This window comes from Hymenobacter sp. FMD4 (genome assembly GCF_058932745.1).
Genome location: NZ_JBZYWH010000013.1, coordinates 59,701 through 82,345 on the forward strand (window position 1 = coordinate 59,701; position 22,645 = coordinate 82,345).

General features: G+C 59.1%; 15 protein-coding genes. 8 read left to right on the top strand and 7 right to left on the bottom strand.

What is annotated here, in order from left to right:
- The first annotated feature begins 36 nt into the window (after nt 1-36).
- Genes AC5FXY_RS13285 through AC5FXY_RS13295 form a run of 3 tightly spaced genes read left to right on the top strand, consistent with a single transcriptional unit; the run spans nt 37 to nt 3,989 of the window.
- Entirely contained in the window at nt 37-1,848 is a 1,812-nt protein-coding gene (locus tag AC5FXY_RS13285) for a tetratricopeptide repeat protein (RefSeq protein ID WP_493557170.1), read from the top strand.
- A complete protein-coding gene (lolB1, locus tag AC5FXY_RS13290) occupies nt 1,841-2,617 on the top strand; it encodes a lipoprotein insertase outer membrane protein LolB1 (protein WP_493557171.1) in 777 nt (258 codons plus the stop codon). The genes AC5FXY_RS13285 and lolB1 overlap by 8 nt, the downstream gene beginning before the upstream one ends.
- Nucleotides 2,595-3,989, top strand: a complete 1,395-nt coding sequence (locus AC5FXY_RS13295; protein ID WP_493557172.1) for a murein hydrolase activator EnvC family protein — start codon at nt 2,595-2,597, stop codon at nt 3,987-3,989. Before lolB1 ends, AC5FXY_RS13295 begins: the two co-directional genes overlap by 23 nt.
- A gap of 263 nt (nt 3,990-4,252) precedes the next feature.
- On the opposite strand, the gene AC5FXY_RS13300 is transcribed toward AC5FXY_RS13295, so the two are convergent.
- Nucleotides 4,253-5,182 carry a GAF domain-containing DNA-binding protein gene (locus tag AC5FXY_RS13300; protein ID WP_493557173.1) on the bottom strand — a complete coding sequence of 310 codons (930 nt, stop codon included), beginning with the start codon at nt 5,180-5,182 and terminating at the stop codon, nt 4,253-4,255.
- A gap of 314 nt (nt 5,183-5,496) precedes the next feature.
- Here AC5FXY_RS13300 and tatA (AC5FXY_RS13305) point away from each other — a divergent pair, with 314 nt between their 5' ends.
- Genes tatA (AC5FXY_RS13305) through AC5FXY_RS13320 form a run of 4 tightly spaced genes read left to right on the top strand, consistent with a single transcriptional unit; the run spans nt 5,497 to nt 9,649 of the window.
- On the top strand, nt 5,497-5,703 hold the full coding sequence (tatA, locus tag AC5FXY_RS13305; RefSeq protein ID WP_493557174.1) for a twin-arginine translocase TatA/TatE family subunit: 207 nt from the start codon (nt 5,497-5,499) through the stop codon (nt 5,701-5,703).
- A gap of 14 nt (nt 5,704-5,717) precedes the next feature.
- Nucleotides 5,718-6,101, top strand: coding sequence for a twin-arginine translocase TatA/TatE family subunit (gene tatA / locus AC5FXY_RS13310; RefSeq protein ID WP_493557175.1), 384 nt, complete (start codon nt 5,718-5,720; stop codon nt 6,099-6,101).
- A 16-nt stretch (nt 6,102-6,117) separates the two neighbouring features.
- The gene (gene gatA / locus AC5FXY_RS13315; RefSeq protein WP_493557176.1) at nt 6,118-7,563 is read left to right on the top strand and encodes an Asp-tRNA(Asn)/Glu-tRNA(Gln) amidotransferase subunit GatA; all 1,446 of its coding nucleotides are present in this window, start codon (nt 6,118-6,120) and stop codon (nt 7,561-7,563) included.
- Between the two features lie 10 nt (nt 7,564-7,573).
- Nucleotides 7,574-9,649 carry a LysM peptidoglycan-binding domain-containing protein gene (locus tag AC5FXY_RS13320; protein WP_493557177.1) on the top strand — a complete coding sequence of 692 codons (2,076 nt, stop codon included), beginning with the start codon at nt 7,574-7,576 and terminating at the stop codon, nt 9,647-9,649.
- Nucleotides 9,650-9,727: 78 nt separating this feature from the next.
- Here the strand turns inward: AC5FXY_RS13320 and AC5FXY_RS13325 are convergent, their stop codons facing one another.
- Together AC5FXY_RS13325 and AC5FXY_RS13330 are read right to left on the bottom strand one after the other, a co-directional pair.
- On the bottom strand, nt 9,728-12,259 hold the full coding sequence (locus AC5FXY_RS13325) for a TonB-dependent receptor (RefSeq protein WP_493557178.1): 2,532 nt from the start codon (nt 12,257-12,259) through the stop codon (nt 9,728-9,730).
- Nucleotides 12,260-12,409: 150 nt separating this feature from the next.
- Nucleotides 12,410-13,846, bottom strand: a complete 1,437-nt coding sequence (locus tag AC5FXY_RS13330; RefSeq protein WP_493557179.1) for a hypothetical protein — start codon at nt 13,844-13,846, stop codon at nt 12,410-12,412.
- 287 nt (nt 13,847-14,133) lie between these two features.
- On the opposite strand from AC5FXY_RS13330, the gene AC5FXY_RS13335 reads away from it, so the two are divergent.
- A complete protein-coding gene (locus AC5FXY_RS13335; protein ID WP_493557180.1) occupies nt 14,134-17,286 on the top strand; it encodes a rhamnogalacturonan lyase family protein in 3,153 nt (1,050 codons plus the stop codon).
- A 153-nt stretch (nt 17,287-17,439) separates the two neighbouring features.
- On the opposite strand, the gene AC5FXY_RS13340 is transcribed toward AC5FXY_RS13335, so the two are convergent.
- The 4 genes from AC5FXY_RS13340 to AC5FXY_RS13355 all read right to left on the bottom strand — a co-directional run bounded on the left by AC5FXY_RS13340 (nt 17,440) and on the right by AC5FXY_RS13355 (nt 22,642).
- Entirely contained in the window at nt 17,440-18,414 is a 975-nt protein-coding gene (locus AC5FXY_RS13340) for an alpha/beta fold hydrolase (protein WP_493557181.1), read from the bottom strand.
- Nucleotides 18,411-19,913 (bottom strand): acyl-CoA synthetase, encoded by a 1,503-nt coding sequence (locus AC5FXY_RS13345; protein WP_493557182.1) that lies wholly within the window; start codon nt 19,911-19,913, stop codon nt 18,411-18,413. Before AC5FXY_RS13345 ends, AC5FXY_RS13340 begins: the two co-directional genes overlap by 4 nt.
- 105 nt (nt 19,914-20,018) lie before the next feature.
- Nucleotides 20,019-21,554 (bottom strand): sodium:solute symporter family transporter, encoded by a 1,536-nt coding sequence (locus tag AC5FXY_RS13350; RefSeq protein WP_493557183.1) that lies wholly within the window; start codon nt 21,552-21,554, stop codon nt 20,019-20,021.
- Nucleotides 21,555-21,649: 95 nt separating this feature from the next.
- The gene (locus AC5FXY_RS13355) at nt 21,650-22,642 is read right to left on the bottom strand and encodes a 3-oxoacyl-ACP synthase III family protein (protein WP_493557184.1); all 993 of its coding nucleotides are present in this window, start codon (nt 22,640-22,642) and stop codon (nt 21,650-21,652) included.
- Nucleotides 22,643-22,645 lie beyond the last annotated feature (3 nt).

Sequence of the window (22,645 nt, forward strand, 5' to 3'; positions counted from 1 at the left end):
CCTACCCCCTCCGCTTCGTCACTGGCTTTGTTTCGCATGAATCGTTTTGTCTCTCCTCTACTTTTAGCATTGGGCCTGCTGTTGGCCGGGCCTACCCATGCCCAGCAGCAACCGGCGAAAGGAAAAGACAAAACCGAAAAGCCTCGCAAGCTCACCCGCCGCGAGCGGAAAGAAATGCAACGGCAGGCGGCCCTGGAAGCTGCCAAAGCGCAACAAAACCGGCAACTGACCGAGAAAGACCGGGAGTTGAGTGCGGCCTATTTCGTCGACGGCGTGAAATTCATGCTGCTCGAAGATTACCCCAAGGCTCAGGAACGGCTGCTCAAAGCTTATCAGCTCGACCCCAACAATGCGGCCATCAACTACAAGATTGCCGAGAATAACCTGCTGATCGGCAACCTCAAGGACGCCTCCAACTTTGCCCAGGCAGCCCTGCGCCTCGACGCCAAGAACCCTTACTACTACCTGATTTTGGCCCAGATTTACGCCTCGCAGAAGCAGTATGCGGAGGCGGCGCAAGTGTACACGCGCTTAGTGCAGGATGTACCCGAATCGAAAGCCTATCTGTTTAACCTGGCCGATTTGTACCTGGCCCAGGGCAAACTGAATGATGCCCTCAGCACCTTCGAGCAGGCAGAAAAGGAGTTTGGCCCGCTCGATGAGGTATCGTACAAAAAGCAGCAGATCTACCTTAAGCAGAACAATCTCGACAAGGCTCTGAAAGAGGGCGAGGCCCTCATTGCGGCCAACCCCGACGAGGTGCGCTACGTGCTGGCGCAGGCCGAAATGTACGCTGCCAACAACCGCCTGCCCGATGCTATTCGGGTGGCCAACCAAGCCCTGCGCAAAGACCCCAACAATCCGCAGGCGCACATGATCCTAGCTGATGTGTACCGCCAGCAAGGCAACACAGCCGAGTCGGAAAAGCAGATCAAACAGGCTTTTCAGAGCTCAGCCCTGGGCATTGATCAAAAGGTGCGCATTCTGGTCGACTACCTCAAGCAGCTGCCCAACCCCTCTGTGCAGAATACCGCGCTGGAGTTGGCCGACATTACGACCCGCGTCCACCCGAAGGAAGCCAAAGCATATTCAGTAGCTGGCGACGTGCAGCTGCTCTCGGAGAAGAAAGCCTTGGCCCGCGACAACTACCTGCGGGCACTACGTATTGATAACTCGCACTTCAAGATCTGGCAGCAGGTGGTGCTGATTGACGCTGAGCTGGCGCAGTCCGACTCGCTGCTGCGTCATACTGGGCAGGCGCTCGAGCTGTTCCCAAACCAGGCCGTGTTCTGGTTTTACAACGGTATGGGGCACCTGTTTGCCAAGCAGCCGCAGAAAGCGGTAAAATCTTTGGAGCAAGGCAAGAAGCTCACCACCGACAACCCCGAGCTAGCGGCCCAGTTTGATACCCAACTGGGTGATGCGTACCATGAGTTAAAGGAATTCGACAAGTCGGATGCGGCTTACGAGGCCGCGCTAACCTTCGACGCCAACAACGCCCAGGCGCTGAACAATTACAGCTATTACCTCTCCCTGCGGGGTAAAGACCTGAGCAAAGCCAAAGACATGGCGGGAAAACTGGTAAAGCAGTTTCCCGATAACGATACCTATCTCGACACCTATGCCTGGGTTCTTTACAAGGCGAAGGACTACGCCGGTGCGCGCCAATACCTGGAACGAGCCATCAAAACCTCAAAAGATGGCACCGTATTGGAGCACTATGGCGATGTGCTGTATCAATTAGGTGATACGGCGGCGGCCGTGGAGCGGTGGCAGCAGGCCAAAAAGGCCGGCGGTACCTCCGCCCTCATCGACCGCAAAATCAAAGACCGAAAACTGTATGAATAGAAGCTGGCCGTTGCTGCTGGCACTTGTTGGAAGCCTCGTCCTGGGTGCCTGCCAACGCCGCGCCGTTCCTACCAAGACCACCGTCGTCTCGCGCCCGCCCGCCCCTGCGGTTCTGGCCCGTAACCTCGACTTCCGTTACCTGGCTGCCAAGGGTAAAGCCCAGATCGACGCCAACGGCGAAAAATACTCCGCCAACCTAAACGTGCGCATCCGTAAGGATAGCATCATCTGGGTATCGGCCTCTTTGCTCGGCATCGAAGGCATTCGGGCGCGCATTACGCCCGATTCAGTGCAGGTGCTGAACAAGCTCGAAAAGACCTACTACGCGGGCAACTTCGACTACCTGCGTCGGCAGTTTAACGTGCCGGTAACCTTTGCCCAGCTCCAGGCCCTACTGCTCGGCGACTACCTGCCCGCCGCCTTGGATACAGCTCTGACCGTGACCAATGAAGGCCCGGTGCAGCGGGTGCAGTACCGGCAAGCAGGCATTCTTGTGGAGCAGATCATTGAGCTCAGCCGGGCGCGCCTGCAAAAGCTCAATGTCGAAGACCCGGAATCAAAGAACACGCTCTCGGTGGACTATGCCGACTTTCAGCCCCTGCAGCCCAACGGCCAGCTATTTGCCAACAGCATCCTGGTACAGGCACAGCAGCCCGGCCGACAGGCGGCAACCATCATGGTGAACTACCGCAATATTGACCTGGATAAGGAGCGGCTTTCGTTTCCTTTCTCCGTGCCGGCCGAATATGGGCGTAAAAACCGCAAGTAGCCGCTGGCATCGGTGGCTGCTGAGCGGGCTGATGCTGCTAGCCCTTACCTCAGCGCCTGGGCAGCAGCAACGCTCTACTCGCAAGGAAGCACCCAAAACCAAAGCGCAGCTCGAACGGGAGCGGCGCGCCAACCTGCAGCGCATCCAGGAAGCCAGCAAAATTCTGGAACAGACGCAGCAGAAAAAGCAAAGCACCCTAGGTCAGCTCAACGCACTCAAGGAAAAAATTACCGTACAAAAGGAGGTTATCAAATCGACTTCCTCGGAGTTGCGCTACATCGATACCGGTGTAAAACAGACCACCACCAATGTACAACTCACCAAGGCCGAGCTCGACCGGCTGAAGGCTGAGTATGCGCAGTTGATTTACGCCTCGGCCAAAACAGCCAACGCCTACAACCGCATCATGTTTTTGTTTGCGGCGGAGTCCTTCAATGAGTTTACGCGCCGCCTGCGCTACGTGCGGCAGTACTCGGAGGCCCGGCGCAAGCAGGTGGCCGGCATCCTGCGCACCCAGCAGGAGCTTACCCAGCAGCTAACCAGCCTGACGGAGAAGCGACAGCAGAAAAACGTGCTGCTCACCACCCAGATCAGCGAAAACAAAAACCTGGAAACCATGCGCGTGCAGCAGGACCAGGTGGTGCAGCAGCTCAGCCAGCAGGAACAGCAGTTGCAAAAGGAGTTGGCCGCACGCCAACAAGCCGTACGCAAGCTCGATAACCTAATTGCCCAACGCGTACGCGAAGAAATAGCCCGCGCGGCCCGCGCCGCGGCTGCCCGGGCCGCCGCCAAAGCTGCTGCCGCCAAAGCCGCCGCCGAACGCGCCGAGCGCGCCAACGCCACTGCTGCTGAACGTACCACCGCCAAACGCGAGGCTGCCGAAGCGGCTGAGGCCGCCGAAGTAGCTGCCAATACTTCCACCAGCCGCGTGACCCTCACGCCCGAAACAGCGGAGCTTTCGTCTTCTTTTGCTGAGAATCGGGGCCGCCTGCTCTGGCCAGTTGCCCGTGGCTTTATTTCGCAGCGCTTTGGCCGCCACCCCCACCCCGTACTCAAAAACGTAACCGTCGAGAACCGCGGCGTCGATATTCAAACGAGTAGTGGCGAACCGGTGCGGGCCATCTTTGCTGGGAAGGTGCTAACCGTAGCCAACATTGCTGGTATGAACAACGTGGTGATGGTGCAGCACGGGGAATACTTTACCGTATACGCCAAGCTCCGCTCGGTAAGTGTCAGCGAAGGTCAGGAGGTAACAACCCGGCAGCCCATCGGTACGGTGCACACCAACGCGGAAGGGACTTCTGAACTGCAGTTTCAGGTGTGGCGCAACAGCACCAATCTAAACCCCGAACAGTGGCTGGGCCGGAAATAAATAGGTGTTGCTACACCGATAGCGTCAATTTGGCGGGGCTATAAATAAAAAAACACCGTACATGGTACGGTGCCTTTCTGAGCTATGAAAACAAACTTAGCTATCAGTTAATCCCTCCTTGACTGGCTTTAAGAAGCATTGCCAAAGAATTCATCCCCCGATAACAGCCGAAAGATACGGCAGCGCGGGTATTGTTACAGTACTATTTTCGCCGAAATCAAGAATTTTCTCGCCCAACAAAGCGAATTCCTTTGCGGAGGTACTTACACTAAATTAAGTCGTCCCATCAGGTCGCCCTTGTAGGAACTGCCGATGGGCACTGACGGGGCCCGCCCCCCATCCACCACCAGCGAGTCGCCGTCGATAGCGGCAATGCGGTCGAGGCGCACAATGTACTTGCGGTGCACCCGCACGAAGTCGCGGGCCGGCAAGCGGGTAAGCATGTCCTTCATGGTGGTATACACAGTATAGCGCTCGGCTCCCACGTAGATGTTGACGTAGTCACCTAGCGCTTCCACGTAGCATATATCGGCGGTACTTACGCGCACCAGCTTGTGGTCTTGCTTCACGAACAGCTCGGTACGCTCGTTGGAGTACAGCGACGAAGCCGCATCGTTGGCCATGCGCAGCAACCCCTCCAGCTTGGTACGTTCTTGTTGCAGCTGCACGCGGGCCCGCCGCAACTCCAGGTGCGATACCACTTCCCGTGCTAGTGTCTGGAGGGCGTCGCGCTGCTCTTCAGTGAGGTGGCGCGGTATGGTATCGATGGCGCACAAAGCACCCAAGGGCTGCCCTTCCGGAGTAACCAGCGGTGCGCCGGCATAGAAGCGAATGTTGGGCGAATCCGTCACCAGCGGGTTGTCGCTGAACAAAGGGTTGTGGGAGGCATCTTCCACCTCGTATACCCCGTCAGACACCATGGCATATTGGCAAAATGAATATTCGCGCGGGGTTTCGGTAACCGCGCTCAACCCGGTATTCGACTTAAACCACTGCCGGTCCGCATCAACGAGTGACACGAGGGAAATGGGCGTACCGCAGATGTAGGCCGCCAGCCGGGTCAGGGCATCAAAATCTTCATCGGGCGAAGAATCCAGCACCTGATAAGCCCGCAAAGCTTCCAGTCGTTCTTCTTCCGAAACGGGAAAACCCGCCGCAGTCGTGAGGGGAAGGTTAAGGGAGCGGACGCTCATAATGGATGCAGTTAACTATGGTGTGGTGGGCTGTAAGAAGTACCGAAGCTAGTAATCTTCGGACGGAGCACAGACAGGATTACTTACGGCGTTGTTTTAAATATCGCGTTAATGGGCGGCTGATTTCTTATCTTCTTCCTGAACTTCTGTTCAAACCCACTCAGTTCCTCTCTTAAGCAAGACTCACCGAACCAGTCGCTCGCCTCGACAAAACCGCGAAAAAACGCCTGTTTTGAAAATTATGGGGTACCTTTACCAATCCGTATGGCCGGCCCGACCGTACGCTTTTAGTTGAACCTAACTTCCTCGGTCCCATGCTCACTTCGCTCCTTCTTTTCGGCAACTTCGGTACGACCGAAATCCTGCTGATTGTTTTTATCATCATTCTGCTGTTCGGAGCCAAGCGCATCCCCGAGCTGTTCCGCGGCCTGGGTCAGGGCATGCGTGAGTTTAAGGACGCTTCTAAAGACCAGAAGCCCGAGTACCGCGACAACAACCCGAACCAGCAGCCGCGCCCCTAACTGCTCGCACAGTCATGGAAACGCCAATGCTTTTGTTTTTGAGTGACCTGGGGGGCGGTGAAATTGCCCTCATTATGGTGGTCATTCTGATCTTCTTCGGGGCCAATAAAATCCCCGAACTGGCCCGCGGCCTCGGCAAGGGGATTCGCGAATTCAAGGACGCCTCGCGTGAAATCCGCAGCGAGCTTGAAAACGCTGGCAACACTGTAAATCCGAATTACCAGCAACCCGGCTATCAGCAGCCCGCGGCACCCCAAACGCCTCCAGCTCCGGTAGCCTACCAGTCGACGGGACTAGACCAGGCCGACGCCATGGCCCCTGCTTCGGCTACTGACCAACCTACCGTGACGCCCGCCGGCCTGCCGGCCACTCCCACCGATCAGCATCCGACCACTTGATCTAAGCCAAGCTCCCTTGAGACGCTTTAACTCCCTAACGGAAGTTCGTAACGAGCTGACGGCCGGTAACCTTACCTGCCGTCAGCTCGTCGAGTATTACCTGGACAACATTGAAAAGAAGGCGCACCTGAATGCCTTCCTGGAAGTATGGGCCGACGAAGCCCGCCAGCAAGCCGACGCCGTCGACGCCAAGATTGCAGCCGGATCGGCTGGCAAGCTGGCTGGCATGGTTATCGGCCTGAAAGACGTGCTGGCCTACCAGGGTCATGCGCTGCAGTCCAGCTCGCACATTCTGGACGGCTTTAAGTCGCTGTATACCGGCACAGCCGTGCAGCGCCTCATCGACGAGGATGCCATTCTGATTGGCCGCCAGAACTGCGACGAGTTTGCCATGGGCGCTTCAAACGAAACGTCCTACTTCGGTCCGGCCCGCAATGAAATTGACCCGGAGCGCGTACCCGGTGGCTCATCGGGCGGCTCGGCAGTGGCCGTGCAGGCCGATATGTGCCTCGCCTCCATCGGTTCCGATACCGGTGGCTCGGTGCGCCAGCCCGCCGCCTTCTGCGGTGTGGTGGGCCTGAAGCCAACGTACTCGCGCATCTCGCGCTATGGACTGGTTGCCTACGCTTCGTCATTTGACCAGATTGGTCCCATCACGCGCTCGGTTGATGACGCTGCGCTGCTGCTGGAAGTCATGGCCGGGCCCGACGAGTTTGACTCGACGGTGAGCCAGCAGCCGGTACCCGCGTACTCGCAGCTGTTGGAACCGCAGGCGCATTACCGCATCGGCTACATCCGCGACACCTTGGAGCGGCCAGGCCTGGCACCTGACATCAAGCAGGCGACGGAAAACGCCATCGAGCAGCTGCGCGGCCAAGGCCACGTGGTGGATGCCGTGGACTTCCCGTACCTGGATTACATGGTGCCGACGTACTACATCCTGACCACCGCCGAAGCCAGTTCAAATCTCGGCCGCTACGACGGCGTGAAGTACGGCTTCCGTGCGCCGGACGCTACCGACCTGGAGTCGCTGTACAAGAAGTCGCGCAGCCAGGGCTTTGGTAAGGAAGTGCAGCGGCGCATCCTGCTCGGCACTTTCGTGCTATCGGCCAACTACTACGACGCCTACTACACCAAGGCACAGCGCGTACGTCGTTTGATCAAGGAGCAGACCGACGAACTGCTGCGACAGTACGACTTCCTGATTTTGCCGACGGCGCCCACCACGGCCTTCCGCATCGGCGAGAACATGAAAGATCCGCTGGCAATGTATCTGGCTGATATATTTACAGTTCAGGCTTCGCTGGCAGGCATTCCGGCCATTTCGCTGCCCATTGGCCATGACCAGCAAGGCCTACCCATTGGCATGCAGGTGCTGAGCGGGGCGTTCCGCGAAGCCGACATGCTGGCCTTTGCCAAACACGTAACCGAAACTGTTGTAGCACCCGCCGTAACGCCGTAACCGCTGCCGCATGAAGAAACCACGCCGCGCTTCCGCCTTGCTATTGTTGGCTGCCGCCTTTGCCCGCCCCGCCGCGGCCCAGACGACCCTGCCACCCTTGGTCCAGCCGGAAATCGGTGTGGACGATACCACGCGGGTACAGCTAAGGCTGCTGCCCGATTCCTTGGTAGCTGAGCCGGTGCAGCTCAGCCCGGAGCGCCTGGCGTGGCTGCAAACGCCGCCCGAAATGCGCGACCTGATCGGCGACCGGCTTAGTTGCATCGATTCGGACATGCCGCTGGCTTTCAATGCTACGGTTATGGCGCACGTGACGTACTTCACGCAGCGCAACCGCGGCTACATGCAGCGGGTGCTGGAGCGAGAAAAACTGTACTTTCCGCTATTTGAGAAGTACCTCGCCAAATACAACCTGCCACAGGATCTGAAGTATCTGGCGGTAGTGGAATCGGCGCTGATTCCCACGGCGAAGTCGCGCGTGGGAGCCACAGGCTTATGGCAGTTTATGGGCCCCACGGCCGGCGACCTACGCCTGCGCCGAGACGACTGGGTGGATGAGCGCATGGACCCGGAAAAAGCTACCGAGGCTGCCTGCAGGCACTTGCGGTTTCTATATGGCATGCTCCACGACTGGGAACTGGTGCTGGCCGCCTATAACTGGGGCGGTGGCAACGTGCAGCGCGTAATGAAGCGCACCGGCAAGCGTAATTACTGGGATCTGCACCCGCACATGCCGCAGGAAACCCGCAACTACGTGCCCAGCTTCACGGCCATCCTGTATGCCATGAAGTATGCTGATCAGCACCAGCTACACTCGCCGGAGCTGAAGTACCAGTACGCGCAGGAAATGGACACGCTGCAGATTGGCGGCCGGGCTTTCGATGTGTCGCGCCTGGGGCAGGCCGTAGGCCTTGATTCGGTGGCCATGCTGCGCTTCAACCCGGAACTGCGCAAGCACTACCTCCCCGACGGCTACCGCCCGTACGCAGTGAAATTCCCGGCTATTTACCGGCCGCAATTGCAGGAAGTAGACCGCAATACGCTATTTGGCTATTGTCGCCCGCAGGCGGCGCTGCCCGAATACATTGCCGCTCTGCCCCCGCGTCTGGAAGGTGTGGAGCCTTTCCCCTCGGCCTCTCGCGTGGCGTCATCCAAAAACGCGCCGGCCCGCGACTCGGCCAAGCAACAGACGGCGGCACGCACGCAGCGCAAGATGCATACCGTGAAAAGTGGGCAATCGGTGGCCGAGCTGGCTAGCTGGTACGGCGTATCGCAGGCTGACCTGCGCCGCTGGAACAACCTGCCTAAGGGCCGCGCTTTGAAGCCGAAGCAACAACTGGTGGTATTCCTACCGGCAAAAGACAAAGAAACGGTTACTTCAGCAGCCGTGGCCGTACGGCCTGCGGCGCCCCCAGCCGTAGCGGCCGCACCCCGTACGCCGGCCGAGATGGGCGTAAAGGTGACGAAGCGGCCCCTAACGACGCTGTCGAAGCCCGCTCAGGCTGAGGAAGAAACAACCTTGGCAACTACCAAAGCACCAGAGCCAACTGCTGTAGTGGCGCCGGAACCACGAACCGTAGCGACTCGACCGGCCGCCAAGCCGACTGCATCCGCACCAGCTGTGGTGGAAGCCAGTCAGGCAGCTAGCTCCCCTTCTGAGCCCGAGGCTGACGTAGCTCCTGCCGCCACGGAGTATATCGTGCGCCGGGGTGACTATCTGAACAAAGTGGCCCGGGAGCACAACCTGACCATTGCACAGCTAGTGGAGTGGAACAGTCTGAAATCAGAAGTGGTAGTGCCTGGCCAGAAGCTGCGCCTCACGGCTCCTGATGAGGCCGAAGCTACCGCAGTAGCCGTTACCCCGCCTGCCAAGCCTGCCCCGGCCGCCCACGTTGCTACTGCTAATAAGAAGTCGCAGCCCAAAGAACTGACCCCAGAGCAGCGCCGCGTGCACATCGTGCAACCCGGCGACACGCTCTACAACATTTCGCGTCGCTACCAAGGTCTGACAGTGGAACAGCTACGCAAGCTGAACGACCTGAAATCGGACGACGTGAAGCCAGGGCAGAAGCTTATTGTGGCAAGCTGAGTTGCAGAGCTAACTTGAAAACACCGCGGCCCCGCCTAAATAGGCGGGGCCGCGGTGTTTGAAGACTCCAGGCAGTATCTAGCGACTCTTAATGGCTGGAATATTTACCTTGGCTTCTACCGAGTACAGCCGCCCGATAAAGGGTGAAGCCACGAACTCCCGCACTTCCGAATCGAACACGTTGGTCACTTGAGCTCCGAAGGTGAAGTAGTCATTGAAGCGGTAGCCGGCGCCGAGGTCCACATTGACGAAGCCGCCGAGCGGGCCGTAGTTCCAGGTGCGGCCGTAGCGGGCATTTTCACGAATGCCCAGTTCGGGATTGGCAGCGGCAGCTACGTTGATACCGGAGAAAAAGTCGTAAGCCTGCACCCAGCGGCCGAACACTGAGCCAAAGAACTTCTTGCCGCTGTAGTTCACGCCGAGGTTGGCTTTGTGAGCAGGTGTGTTAATGGGCAGGTCGATTTCGGTCTGCACCTTTCCGTCCTTGTTGCCGTCATTTTTCAGGTCGTTCTTATCCAGCTTGTAGCCAAACCAGGAGTAGTTGGCGGCCAGCGACAGGGCATTCGAGACGGAGTAGTTCAGGCCGAAGTCGGCGCCGTAGGTGTTTACCTTGCCGAAGTTCACATAAGTCAGTACCGTAGCTGCACCCGCTTCGGGCGTGCCGGGTACCACTTCCGACATAGGAGCATCGCCGCGGCGGGTTACTTTGCGGCCGTTGGTGGCGATGTTGATGGCCGGGCTCAGGAAGTTTTCTGACACGTTGTAGTACGCGTTGGCATCGACAAAGAACTTCTGAGCAAACTTGCTTTTGTAGCCCACTTCCACCGTGTTGATGGTTTCGACGCGCAGCTTGTCAATCTGAGTGCCGTCGTCGAGGGTGAATCCGGTGCCGTTGCCGATAAGCAGGCCGCCGAACAAGTAGCCGTCGAGGTTCAGGATGGTGGGGGCTGCAATGCCGCGACCGTAAGTCACGCGGGCCGATTGGTCGTTGAGCGTCCAAACCAAGCCTGCCTTCGGGATGAAGTTGAAGCCGTATCGGTCGTGCTGGTCGGCGCGGGCTGCGGCGATGACCTTGAAGTTGGCGGACAGGGCTTTTTCCACCTGCGTGTACACCCCGATCTGGTTGATGACGATGTCGCCGTCGCGGTCGAAGAGGTAGGTATTGCGACTGTTGGCCATGTCGCGCTGATACTGAGAGCCGAGCACTACGTCGAAGCCCTTCCAGGAATTATTGTACTGCACTTCGCCATTGATACGGCGGGATGCGTCGCGGAACAAGGCACCGCGCTTCAGCGCTACACCAGCCGTGGGCGTGGTTCCAAACCACTGCTCCTCGAAGGAGCGGCGGCGGGCTTCTTCCTCGCTAAAGCCGGCATCCCTAAAGCTCAGGTAATTCTGGGTGCGCTGGTTGATAGCGTAAGTTTTATCGGTGTTGCTCCAAGTGTGGTAAGCCTGCGCAAAAAGCCGCGGCGACACGTAACGCAAGTGTAGGTAGTGCACCTGCCAATCTTTGATCTGGTTGCGGCCAGCGTTGGTTTGAGCTACGTAGCTGGAGTTGTTGCCACCGTAGGACAGAATCAGGTCCGACTTTTCCTTCAGACTGTAATACACTGCTGCCTCCCCACGCACGGTATTGAAGTCGCGGTTCAGGTCGAGCTCCGGGGCCGCGTGAAACTTGCCGGGACTGGCGGGAGTGGTGGGCGTAGCGTTTCGCCGGAAAGCAGTATTGGTGTAATAAACCGTATCGACGTAGGCGAAATCGGTGCCGCGGGTATATTCACCGGTCACCTTGAAGGCCAGCTTCGGGCTGATGACTTGCGCGTGCCGCAAGCGGCTTGAGAATACATTTTGGTTGCCCAGGTTCAGCGCCACGGTGGTGCCCGCCGAGGTACGCGGGTCCTTGCTGAGCGTGTTTACTAACCCATTGTGAGCATTGGGGCCGTAGAGCGCGGCGGCCGGACCAAGCACGATTTCAACCCGCTCAATATCTTCCTTTACCACGCTGGAAAGCGGGCCCAGCGGCAGGCCGGTGGCGATGAGCGTGGAAAGGCGCGCATCGTTCATCTGCAGGTTTTTGGGATTGAAGGCGCTGTTGAAACCGCGCACGTTTAGGCCCGTGCCCAGTACGCCAGTGCGGATGTAGTCGACGCCCTTCTGACGGGCAATCAGCTCGCCCACGTTAAAGGAAGGCAGCTCACTAATCTGCCGGGAGCTGATGACGCTGATGGTGGCCGGGGCCTCGGTCAGCTTTTCGGGCCGGCGCGAGGCCGATACCACCACTTCCTGCATACCGATGGCGGCGGCAGGTAATGCTACGGTACCCAGGTCTACCACTTCATCGCCGCTGATGCTCACGCTACGGTCCAGTGCCTCGTAGCCGATAAACGATACGCGCAGCGTGTACTTGCCGGGGGCCAGGCCTTTCAGCTGAAAGTCGCCGGCGCCCCCGGTGGCGGTCCCCAGGTTAGTGCCGGGAATCACCACGTTCACGCCAGCCAGGGTCTCGCCGGTGGCGGCGTCGGTTACGCGGCCTTGCACGCCGCCCGACTGCGCCAGTACCCAGAGGGTCTGCACAACGAGCAGCAAGGTGAGTAGAAGTTTTCGGGTCATAATGGCGGGGTTTTGGGAATAGAAATGGCTGTCGGGAAGTGTTGAATTAAATCTACACGGCCCCCTACCCCGGCTTATTTCGACCCGGTAAAAAAGAAAGGTGGACTTATCCGACGCCCGAGCATCAGCAAGCCAATATATTTATGATTATCAGCTATTTACCAGCGCATTCGCTAGCCCGGACTTTATTCTACCGCTTAGGTGCGGAATGTGTGGCTTTAGCTCATTGAGCAGCTCCGTCAGTAGCTTGGCTTTGTGCGGATTGGCAAAATGCTCGGCACCCGACTCGACCAACTGGGCCACCAGTTTCTCATCGTCGAGGTGGTTTTCGAGGTACTGGCTCACCAGATAGTACCACTGCATGGTAGGCAAATACGTGGGCCGAGACCGGTACTCGCTTTCCTTTTGCAGCAAATGGTATTTGCGGGTGGCCCGAATCAGCTTGTCGTATTTCTGCTGTGCCAGCAGGGCCTGGAAATAAGCCCCGAAGAAAATATGCCAGCGGTGGCGCAGCAGTTCTTCGGCATTGTCGCGCAGGAAACTGTCGGCCATTTTCTCGCCATCAGCGGGCTGCACGTTCAGGTTCAAGCTCTTAATGTAGAAGGCAATGAAGCCGATTTTATTCTGGAAATTATTGCTGTGCCGCAGCGACGAAAACGACTGCTTCATTAGCGCCAAAGCCTCGTGAATTTTGCCCTGCCGCAGCAGAATAGAACTGTAATTATTGAGGTAATGCAGGTGGTCGGTATTCTTCTGCTTGATAGATAAGTAGCCGTATTCCTCGGCTTGCTCCAATACATCGAGCCGCGAGTGCAGCAACACGCAATTGGCGTAATAATTAAACAGGATGCGTCGTGAGTAGAAAGCGCCCTGCCGCAGCATGGCATCCAAAGCATCGTACACGGCCTTGAGCTTGTCGAACTCGCGGTAATTGAAGTAGAGAAACGTGAGCCGAACCACGGCGAAATAGCGGTTGAGGCCATCCAGCGTTTCGTCGTGAAACGTAGCGAGTAGCCACTCCTCCCACTGGCGGCTTTCGGCCGAATTGGTGGCGTATTGCCGGATGATGTCTTGGGTGGCCGTGTGCAACTGCTCATACGTTTGCCGGCTGCGCTCATAGGCCGGGCGCTGCTGCTCAATAAAGGTCTGCACCGTTTGGTGGTCCTTGTAGCGCATGCGAATGAGCAGAAACTGCCGGTAGTTCAAAGCCAACTCGTAGAAGCGTGCGAAGTAGAAATAAGGCTGCTGGTAGCGACTGATAGCCTGCAGCAGCGCTTTCTCCTCGGCCGGCGTAATGGCATCGGTCATGATCTTCTGCCCTATCTCGTGCATATAGACCAGATGCTTGTCCACGTCGATGGCATCAAGGCGCTGCTGAATCCACTGCTTGAGGTTGGAGTATTTGCGCTTATCGATGCTGGACCGAAACGGCACCGGCGCACGGGAGTGCACGCAGTTGTATTCAATGGTTTTCAGGATTTCGCGGTTGTCGGCATCCTGAAATTGCTGCACCTGCGTGAGGTACGCTATTTCGTGGGGCAGAATGTCGGCCGCAAAATCTTCAAACTTGGCCAGCTTGCGTTTCATGGGAAAGGCGGAAAATGCAGGTGGGTGCGGGAGCCTTTCAAGTTAAGTTTTCTGCTGGCAGAACGTCGAATTAAAATGGCGAGCCTCCAGTCAATTCGAAAGGCCCTGCCTAGGCCACGCAAGGTATATTCCTGGCAGCGCTAATTCTGCTTTCCCCTATAGCACAGGACAGTACAGGATACCTACCCTCTGCCGAATTCCCAGCTTTCAAGTGCTCTGGAATACCCGAGTCAGTACCGCTCATTTCTGGCGGCACTGGATGCATCTCCACTTCCAAACCACTTGCTATGCTTGAAAACTTACCGTTTATCCGCCCCTTGCTAATCGGTGGCTTGTCCGCCTTACTGCTGGCGGCTCCGGCGCAGGCGCAGAAGAAGCTCGAAAAGCTTAACCGCGGCGTGGTGGCCGTGCGCACGGCCCCTGGCGAGGTGTACGTGGGCTGGCGCCTGTTTGGCAACGACCCAGCTGGCATTGCCTTCAACGTGTACCGCGGCAGCACCAAAGTCAACCAAAGCCCAATCACCGGCGCCACCAATTTTGTGGACCAGTCGGGCACCGACGGCGTGTATACCGTCCGCCCGGTCATTGCCGGGGCGGAGCAGGCCGCCTCGGCTTCAGCCTCCACTTGGGCACAGCAATTCATGAGCGTGCCGCTGCAGCGCCCGGCCGGCGGCACCACCCCCGATGGCGTGAGCTATACTTATAGTCCCAACGACGCCTCAGTGGCCGACCTTGACGGCGACGGGCAGTACGAAATTGTGCTGAAGTGGGAGCCCAGTAATTCCAAGGACAACTCGCAGCGGGGCTTTACCGGCAACGTGTTCATCGATGCCTACCGCCTCGACGGCACCCGCCTCTGGCGCATCGATTTGGGCCGCAACATCCGGGCCGGGGCGCACTATACGCAGCTGATGGTGTATGACCTGGACAGCGACGGCAAGGCCGAAGTGGCGCTGAAAACGGCCGATGGTACCGTCGATGGGCAAGGCACAGTCATCGGCAATGCCGCCGCCGACTACCGGGTGTACACCTCGGGCAGCAGCTACGGCTACGTGCTATCGGGGCCGGAGTTCCTGACCATCTTCAACGGGCAGACCGGCGCGGCCATGGCCACTACTGATTACCTGCCGGCCCGCGGCTCGGTAGGCTCGTGGGGCGACACCTACGGCAACCGTGTTGACCGCTTCGTTTCGGCCATTGCCTACCTCGATGGGGAGCGGCCGAGCTTGGTAATGGGGCGCGGCTACTACACGCGCCTCGTACGTGTGGCCTGGGACTGGCGCAATGGTCAGCTCACGCACCGCTGGACTTTCGATAGCAACACGCCCGGCAACGGTGCTTACGCCGGCCAGGGCAACCATCAAATGACGGTGGGCGACGTGGACGGCGACGGCAAGGACGAAGTGTGCAACGGCACCAGCACTATCGATGACGATGGCCGCGGGCTGTTCTCTAATGGCTACGGCCACGGCGACGCGCTGCACATGACCGACATGGACCCCACCCGTCCCGGCCAGGAAGTGTGGCAGTGCCAGGAAGAGCCGGCCAAGTACGCCGGCAAGGGCCTGCAGTTCCGCGACGCCCGCACCGGCCAACTGCTGTGGGGCGTGAATACCACCGGCGACATCGGCCGGTCCATGGCGGCTGACATCGACCCGAACCACCTGGGCTACGAAGTGTGGGGCTCTTCCAGCGCCCTGTACAACTGCAAAGGGCAACAAATTGGTACGGCGCGACCCAGCATCAACCACGGTCTGTGGTGGGACGGTGACCTGCTGCGCGAATTGCTCGACGCCAGCTACAATGCGGCCTCCGACTTTAGCACCGTGCGCTTGGATAAGTGGAACTACACTACCAACCGCGCTGACCGCCTGCTTACGCCCAGCCTGCCCGAAAACGGCAGCGGTCAGACCAGCAACACCACCAAAGCCAACCCGGCCGTATCGGCCGACATTCTGGGGGACTGGCGGGAGGAGTTCATCCTGCGCTCAGCCGACAACCAGAGCCTACTGATTTACACCACTACCATCCCGACGAGCCACCGCCTGCCCACCCTGATGCACGATGCGCAGTACCGCACCCAGGTAGCGCTGCAGAACTCGGCCTACAACCAGCCGCCTCACCCCAGCTTTTATTTGGGTGAAGGCATGACCACTCCCACGTTTAACATCAGCGTAGCAAGTGCCGCCTCAGCTCCTTGGGTCAATGCAGTAGCCAACCTCGCGCCGGCCAACGGCGCCGGCGTGCACGCCGACGACATCCGGCTGGACTGGGACGGCGCCGCCGACCGCTACAACGTGTTCGTGGGCACATCGCCCAACAACCTCCAACTCGTGGCCGAAGGCGTGACGCAATCAGAGTACACCCTGCCGGGCGCTACGGTCTTGGGCACTTACTACTGGCGCGTGGATGCCCTGCGCGACGGCGACGCTACCCGCGACGGAGAAGTAGCCCCGGGCGCCGTGTGGTCGTTCATTTCTCAGGATCAGCTGCCCCCGACGGTGCTTACCAAGAACATCAGCGTAACGCTCGACCGCACCGGTCAGGTCACCATCACTCCGGCTGATGTGGACAACGGCAGCACCGACGCATACGGCATCGCCTCGCTCACACTGAGCCGCAAGTCCTTTGACTGCGCCAGCATTGGCGACAACGTAGTAACGCTGACCGCCGTGGACAACAACGGCAATTCGGCTAGCGCACCGGCTACGGTAACGATAGTCGGCACCGTTCCGGCGCCCACCATCGCGGTTGTGCCGGCTAATACCGTGTACACCGGTGGCGCGCCCGCGACGCTTTACCTTGGCTACGGCCCGCAAAGTGTTACGCTCACAGCTACCGACGGTGTGAATTACAGCTGGAGCCCCGCTAGTGGCCTGAGCAATGCTTCGGTGGCCAACCCCACATTCACGGCCACAGTACCCGGCACGTATACTTACACTGTCACGGCTACCAGCGCTACGGGCTGCACCGCCACGGCCAGCGTCACGCTGACGGTTATTGACGCCCGCTGCGGCTCCAAAAACGATAAGGTGCTGCTGTGCCACAACGGCAACGAGTTGTGCATTGCGGCCAGTGCTGTTCCCGCACACTTAAGCAACCACCCCAGCGACCAGCTCGGCGGCTGCGCTATGGCAGCTCGTAGCGCGCAGCCAAGCGCCCGTTCTGCCGCAGCTGAAGGCTTAGAGTTGGCGGCTTACCCAAATCCGTTTGCCGAGCAGGTTACCGTTCGCTTCCGCTCCACCGAATCAGGCACGGCACAGGTGGGCGTATACAATGCCTTGGGGCAACTTGTGGCCACGCTCTACCACGCTCCAGTAGAAGCCGGACGACAGTACGAGCTGAAGCTGAATGGCCAGAAGCTTCCTTCGGGCATGTACACCTGCCGCTTGCAGCTCAATAGCCAGACGCAGAACCTGCGCCTATCCGTGGTGAAGTAATCGGCTTCGGCCAAAACACAAAAACGGCGGCCGCCCTCGGGGCAGTCGCCGTTTTTACTTCACTCACATTGGGCAGATAGTCAGAAGATCATTTTGGCTCTAACTCTGCCCGGTATAAGCCCCCTTGTTCGGATGCATTTTCTCCCAGTGCAATCAGGGGCGCACAAAAGCCAGCACGGCTTTGTTGAAGTCGGCCGCTTTCTCAAAGTGAGCGAAGTGCCCAGCCTGCGGCAGCATCAGCAGCTGCGCGTGCGGCAGCTGTTTGGTGCCGGCATCGGCTACCACGGCCGTGGACAGCGTGGGGTGCAGGGCACGGTTTGGGATAAGAAAGTCCTCAGCACCGTAAACCACCAAGGTGGGCTGCTGCACCTGCTTGAGTTCATCGAACACGGGGCCATCGAGCATACCGGCCATGCTGTTGACCACTGTTTGGGCATACTGCGGGAAGTCTTCGCACTGCATCATGGCCAGCCTTTCCTTGATCCAGACCTCCACCTCGGCGGGCATCTGGTAGAAATTGTATTTATGGTTCTGACGCACCTGCACTTCGGGCGTGTTCATGATGGAAGGCACAGTGTAGAAGTTGCGCAACGTCTGCTTTTCGGCGTCGGTGAAGGTCTCGAACCCGGCGGGCGAAGTAAGCACCAGCTTCTGGATGTCTTTGGGGTACTTCAGGGCCACCGTTAGGCCAATCTGCCCGCCCATGGAATGGCCCACCAGCACCACGTTTTTCAGCTTCAGCTGCCGGATAAACTGGTGCACCACATCGGCATAAAACGTCATGCTGGCCGGGTAGGCACCTTTACTGGACTTGCCGTATCCGGGCAAGTCCACCGCAATGCAGCGCACCGACTGACTGAGCTGCGGAATCGTCCGTTCCCAGGCGCGCACGTAGCTGGAGAGGCCGTGTATAAACAGCAGTGTAACCGGGCCTTTCCCGGCGTCTACGTAGGCTACTTCCAGCGAGTCGGCGAGCTTCACCGTGTGCTCAGGCCAGCCGTACGGGCCTATGACGGCGCGCATGCGGGGCAGTTGTTCCGTTTGGAGTTGCATGGGTTTGAAGCTTGCAAGCAGGATGGCAGCCAGCACCAGCGCATACCGGCTCAGGTGATAAACAAACCGGTTCATACACTTGCCCGCAGGACTTTTTTGTTGATTTTGCCGGTGTCGCTTTTGGGCAGCTCACCCACCAGCTCCACGTACTTCGGAATCTTGTAGCGGGCCAGATTGGCGCAGCAGTAGCTCAGCAAGGCCTCGGTGCTCACCTCGATGTCGCGCGTCACGATGAAGGCCTTGCCCACCTCGCCCCAGCGGGCGTCGGGCACACCCACCACCGCCACTTCCGACACGCCGGGGAAAGTGAGTAAAAACCGCTCTACCTCGGCCGGGTACACATTTTCACCGCCCGAGATATACATATTCTTGATGCGGTCCATCACGTAGAGGTAGCCTTCTTCGTCGCGGCGCAGCAGGTCGCCAGTATGGAACCAGCCGTCCACGATGGCTTTGGCGGTGGCTTCCGGGTCGCGCCAGTAGCCGGGCGTCACGCAGGGGCCGCTGAGGCACAGTTCCCCCACTTCGTTCGGTCCCACTTCCCAGCCCTGCTCATCAACAAGCTTGATATCGACATAGAAATTGGGCCGGCCGATGGAGCCGATTTTGCGCGTGGAGTCATCCTGATGCAGCGAGAACAGGTTCGGCCCCACCTCCGTCAGGCCGAAGCCTTGCCGGATCTTGACACCTTTTCGGTCCCAGGTGCGGATGACTTCCAGCGGCAGCGCCTCGCCGCCCACAATGAAGTAGCGCGTGGCGCTCAGGTCGGCCCGCTCGTAGGCTGGACTGTCGACCATCATCTTGAGCATGGTGGGCACGCCCATGAAGATGTCGGCCCGCTCGCTTTCGAGCAATTGCAGCACGCGGTCAGGCTGAAACTTTTTCAGCAACCCTACCCGGCCACCGCGGTGCAGCAAGGGCGTGAGCAGCACGTTCCAACCGCCGGTATGGAAAGGCGGCGTGCACACGATGGTGCTGTCGTCGGGCGTCAGGGCCAGGCTCATGGTAGTGTTGAGGCTGTTCCAGAGCAGCATCCGGTGCGTGTAGAGCGCACCCTTGGGAAAGCCCGTAGTGCCGGAGGTGTACAGGATGAAGATGGGGTCGTCCTCATCGAGTTGCTGGGTGGGGAACAAGCACAGCTCAGGCTGATCCATGGCCTGCGCGCACAATGACTCCACCCGCTGCAGCGGCCACACTTCCGCTATGCTGAACAGTTGGATAAGTTGCTGGGCCTTGGCCTCGAACTGCGCCTCCACAATGAGCAGGCTGGGCTGGCAGTTGCCGATGAGGTAATCGATTTCGGCCGGTGCCAGGCGGTAGTTCACTGGCACCAAGATGAAGCCCGCTTTCTGAGCCGCTACGAATAAGGCCACGTACTCCAGGCTGTATTCGGCCATCACCATCACCCGGTCGCCTTTGCGAAGGCCGTAGCGGCCGGTCAGCTCCGCGGCGAGGCAGCAGGCAGCTTGGTTAAGCTCGGCGTAGGTGTAAGTGCGGTCGGTGTCAAGCTCCTTCAGGGCCACCTTATCGGGGGAATAAACGGCCCATTTGCTGATCCAGTCTTTGGTGTACATAGCAGGGGAATGCAGGGTCGGGTTGGGAATTCAGAGCTCAGAAAGGAAGATACAGAGGTCGTGGTTGCCATGTCGGGCTTGCCGCGACATGGCGGGCTGCATGCTTTAGCTCGCCACGACCATGGGCTGCGGTTCGGGCTGTCGGCGGCGCAGCAGCACACGCAGCGCAGTACCCACCAGCACGGAGGCCACTATGGCTAGGGCTGCGGGCACGCCGGGGTTCTTCACCGGTGCCTGCATGTAGGTCGTCAACTCGCCATAGTACACCGCAAAGTGTATCCCAATAGCGGTAACCGAAGCTGCCCACACGGCCACCAGCGGCGTGTCGCGGAAGAAAATACCGAACAGAATGGGAATAAAAGCGGCAGCGAAGTAGGCATACACGCCATTTTGGGCGAAAACGGCCACGCTCAGATTGGGGTGCTCGATCTGGTAGTACGACAGCGCAATGGCCACCAGCCCCAGGACGGTAATTACCGAGCGGTTTACCACGATTTCGCGCCGTTGCCCCCGCTCCCCGCCGAAATAGTCGGCCCCGACCCAGGGCTTAACGATGTCGGCCGTGATGGTCGTCGACATGGACTGAATCAACCCTTCCAAAGTGGAAATACCCGAGGCGGCCAGCCCCAGCACTACCACTAGCGTGAGGTACACGGGAAACTCACGCAGCACGTAGGCCGGGATAATGGCGTCCATCTTCAGCGCCTGCCCATCTACCGTCAGCGTCGGAAAGGCCAAGCGAGCGTAAAGGCCGGTGAACACCACCAGGAAGAACAAGGCCAGCACCACCACGCTGGTAAGCAGGTAGCGGTTGACGTCCCGGTCGTTTTTCAGCAGCAGCGACTTGGTGATGGTGTGCGGCTGGCACACGATGGCCACTCCCACCACCACTTGGCAGAAGATGATTTCGAAGTAGTCGCGGAAGAAGTAGCTCTGCGGGTTGACGGAGCGAACCAAGGCCGGATCGATAGCAGCCAGCTGATCCAGGAAGCCGTGCACGCCCTGGCTGAAGTGCCGGTAACCCGAGGCCAGCAGCACCACGGCCACCAGCAGCTTCAGGCCCACCTGAATGGTGTTGGTGTACACCATGGAATTGGCCCCACCAAACATCATGTAGCCGAAAACGAACATCACCAGCCCCACCAGCACGTACAACGGCTGCACGTCCAGCGCCTGGCTCAGCACCCGCGTAATGCCCACGCAGATGAGCACAAAGAAGGTGATGAGCAACAGCGAGAGCACCGCGAAGTACCGCGTCAGGCCCACACTTTGGTAGCGGGAACCCATCCATTGCGCCATAGTCAGCGCCTTTACCGTCTGGCCATGCTTGCGGAAGCCTTTCGTGAAAAACACCAATGACACGAATGCCGCCAACGGCAGCACAATACCAAACGACAGCACCCCGCTCAGCCCGTACAGCGCTACGAAGCCGGGATTGATGATGAATGTGGCCGCCGAGGTCATAGAAGCGGCCAGCGACAGGCCCACCGCCACCGGCGAGAAGTTCACCGAGCCCACGGCGTAGTCGGCCATAGAGCCGGTGCGGCGCGCCCCTCTCACCACAAAATACAGCGTGGCGGCGGCGTACACGGCTAGCAGGACGGCGGTAGCTAGAATGGTGGTTGGGGAGGTGGTGTTCATGTCTTTGGGTTACTTGGCCGTCATGCCTGGCCACGCCTTTTTTGGGTTCGACAAGCTCGACAGGACGGACTGAATTGAATCGTTCTGAAAAAGGGTCAGAACCGAAACGCTGCCCCGGCAAAGGCCAGCCCGCCGCCGGAGCCTATCAGGAATACCAAGTCGTTTTCCTTGATCTGACCTTTCGTTACGGCGTCGTCTAGGGCCATCGGAATGCAGGCTGAGCCGGTATAGCCGTACTGCTCCATGATGATGGGTGCCCGCTCCCGGGGCACTCCGAGGCGGTCCAGCGTCTCGTAGATACCGTTGATGTTGAGCTGCGTCAGCACGTAGTGGTCCACGTCGGGGGGGCTAACGCCGATGGTTTGCGCCATTTCCTCGGCCATCTGCGTCCAGATTTTCGGGTTGAGCTCCTTCGGAAACTTGTGCACGAACTTCAGTTTGTGGTCGTTCTGGGCCAGCACTTCAGCCGTGAGTGGCTGCCGCGTAGCACCGGCGTAAATGCCCATCCACGAGTGATACTGGCCTTCGGTGTGCAGGGAGCTAGTCAGAAAGCCGCGGTCGGTGCCTTCGGCGGAGCTGAGCAGCACGGCACCGGCTCCATCGGCAAAGAGCGTGGCGGTTTTCTTGTCGTGCACGTCCAAGTACTTGCTCATGGCGTAGCCACCGATGACCAGCACGTTGTTGTAGCGCGGATCAGCCACAATGTACTTCGCGGCTACGTCCAGCGCCGTCACAAAGCCAGCGCAGGCCGAATTCAGGTCAAACGTACCCGCACCGGTAGCGCCCAACCTGTGTTGCAGAATAGCCGAGGTGGAAGGCGACACGTACTCGGGAGTGTCGGTAGCCACGATGATGAGGTCCAGTTGCGTGGGCTTCACACCGGCCCGTTCCAGGGCAGTCAGAGCCGCCCGCTCGCAGAGGTCGGCTACCGATTCTTCGGCTGAGCACCAGCGGCGGTTCCGGATGTTCAGATTGGCTTGCAGCCAAGTGTCCACATCCTCCCCCAGCAACTCATTGAAGTAAAGGTTGGATACCTCCATGTCCGGCGCGTAGGCGCCCGTAGAAGCAATGATTGCGCGGCGTGCCATACC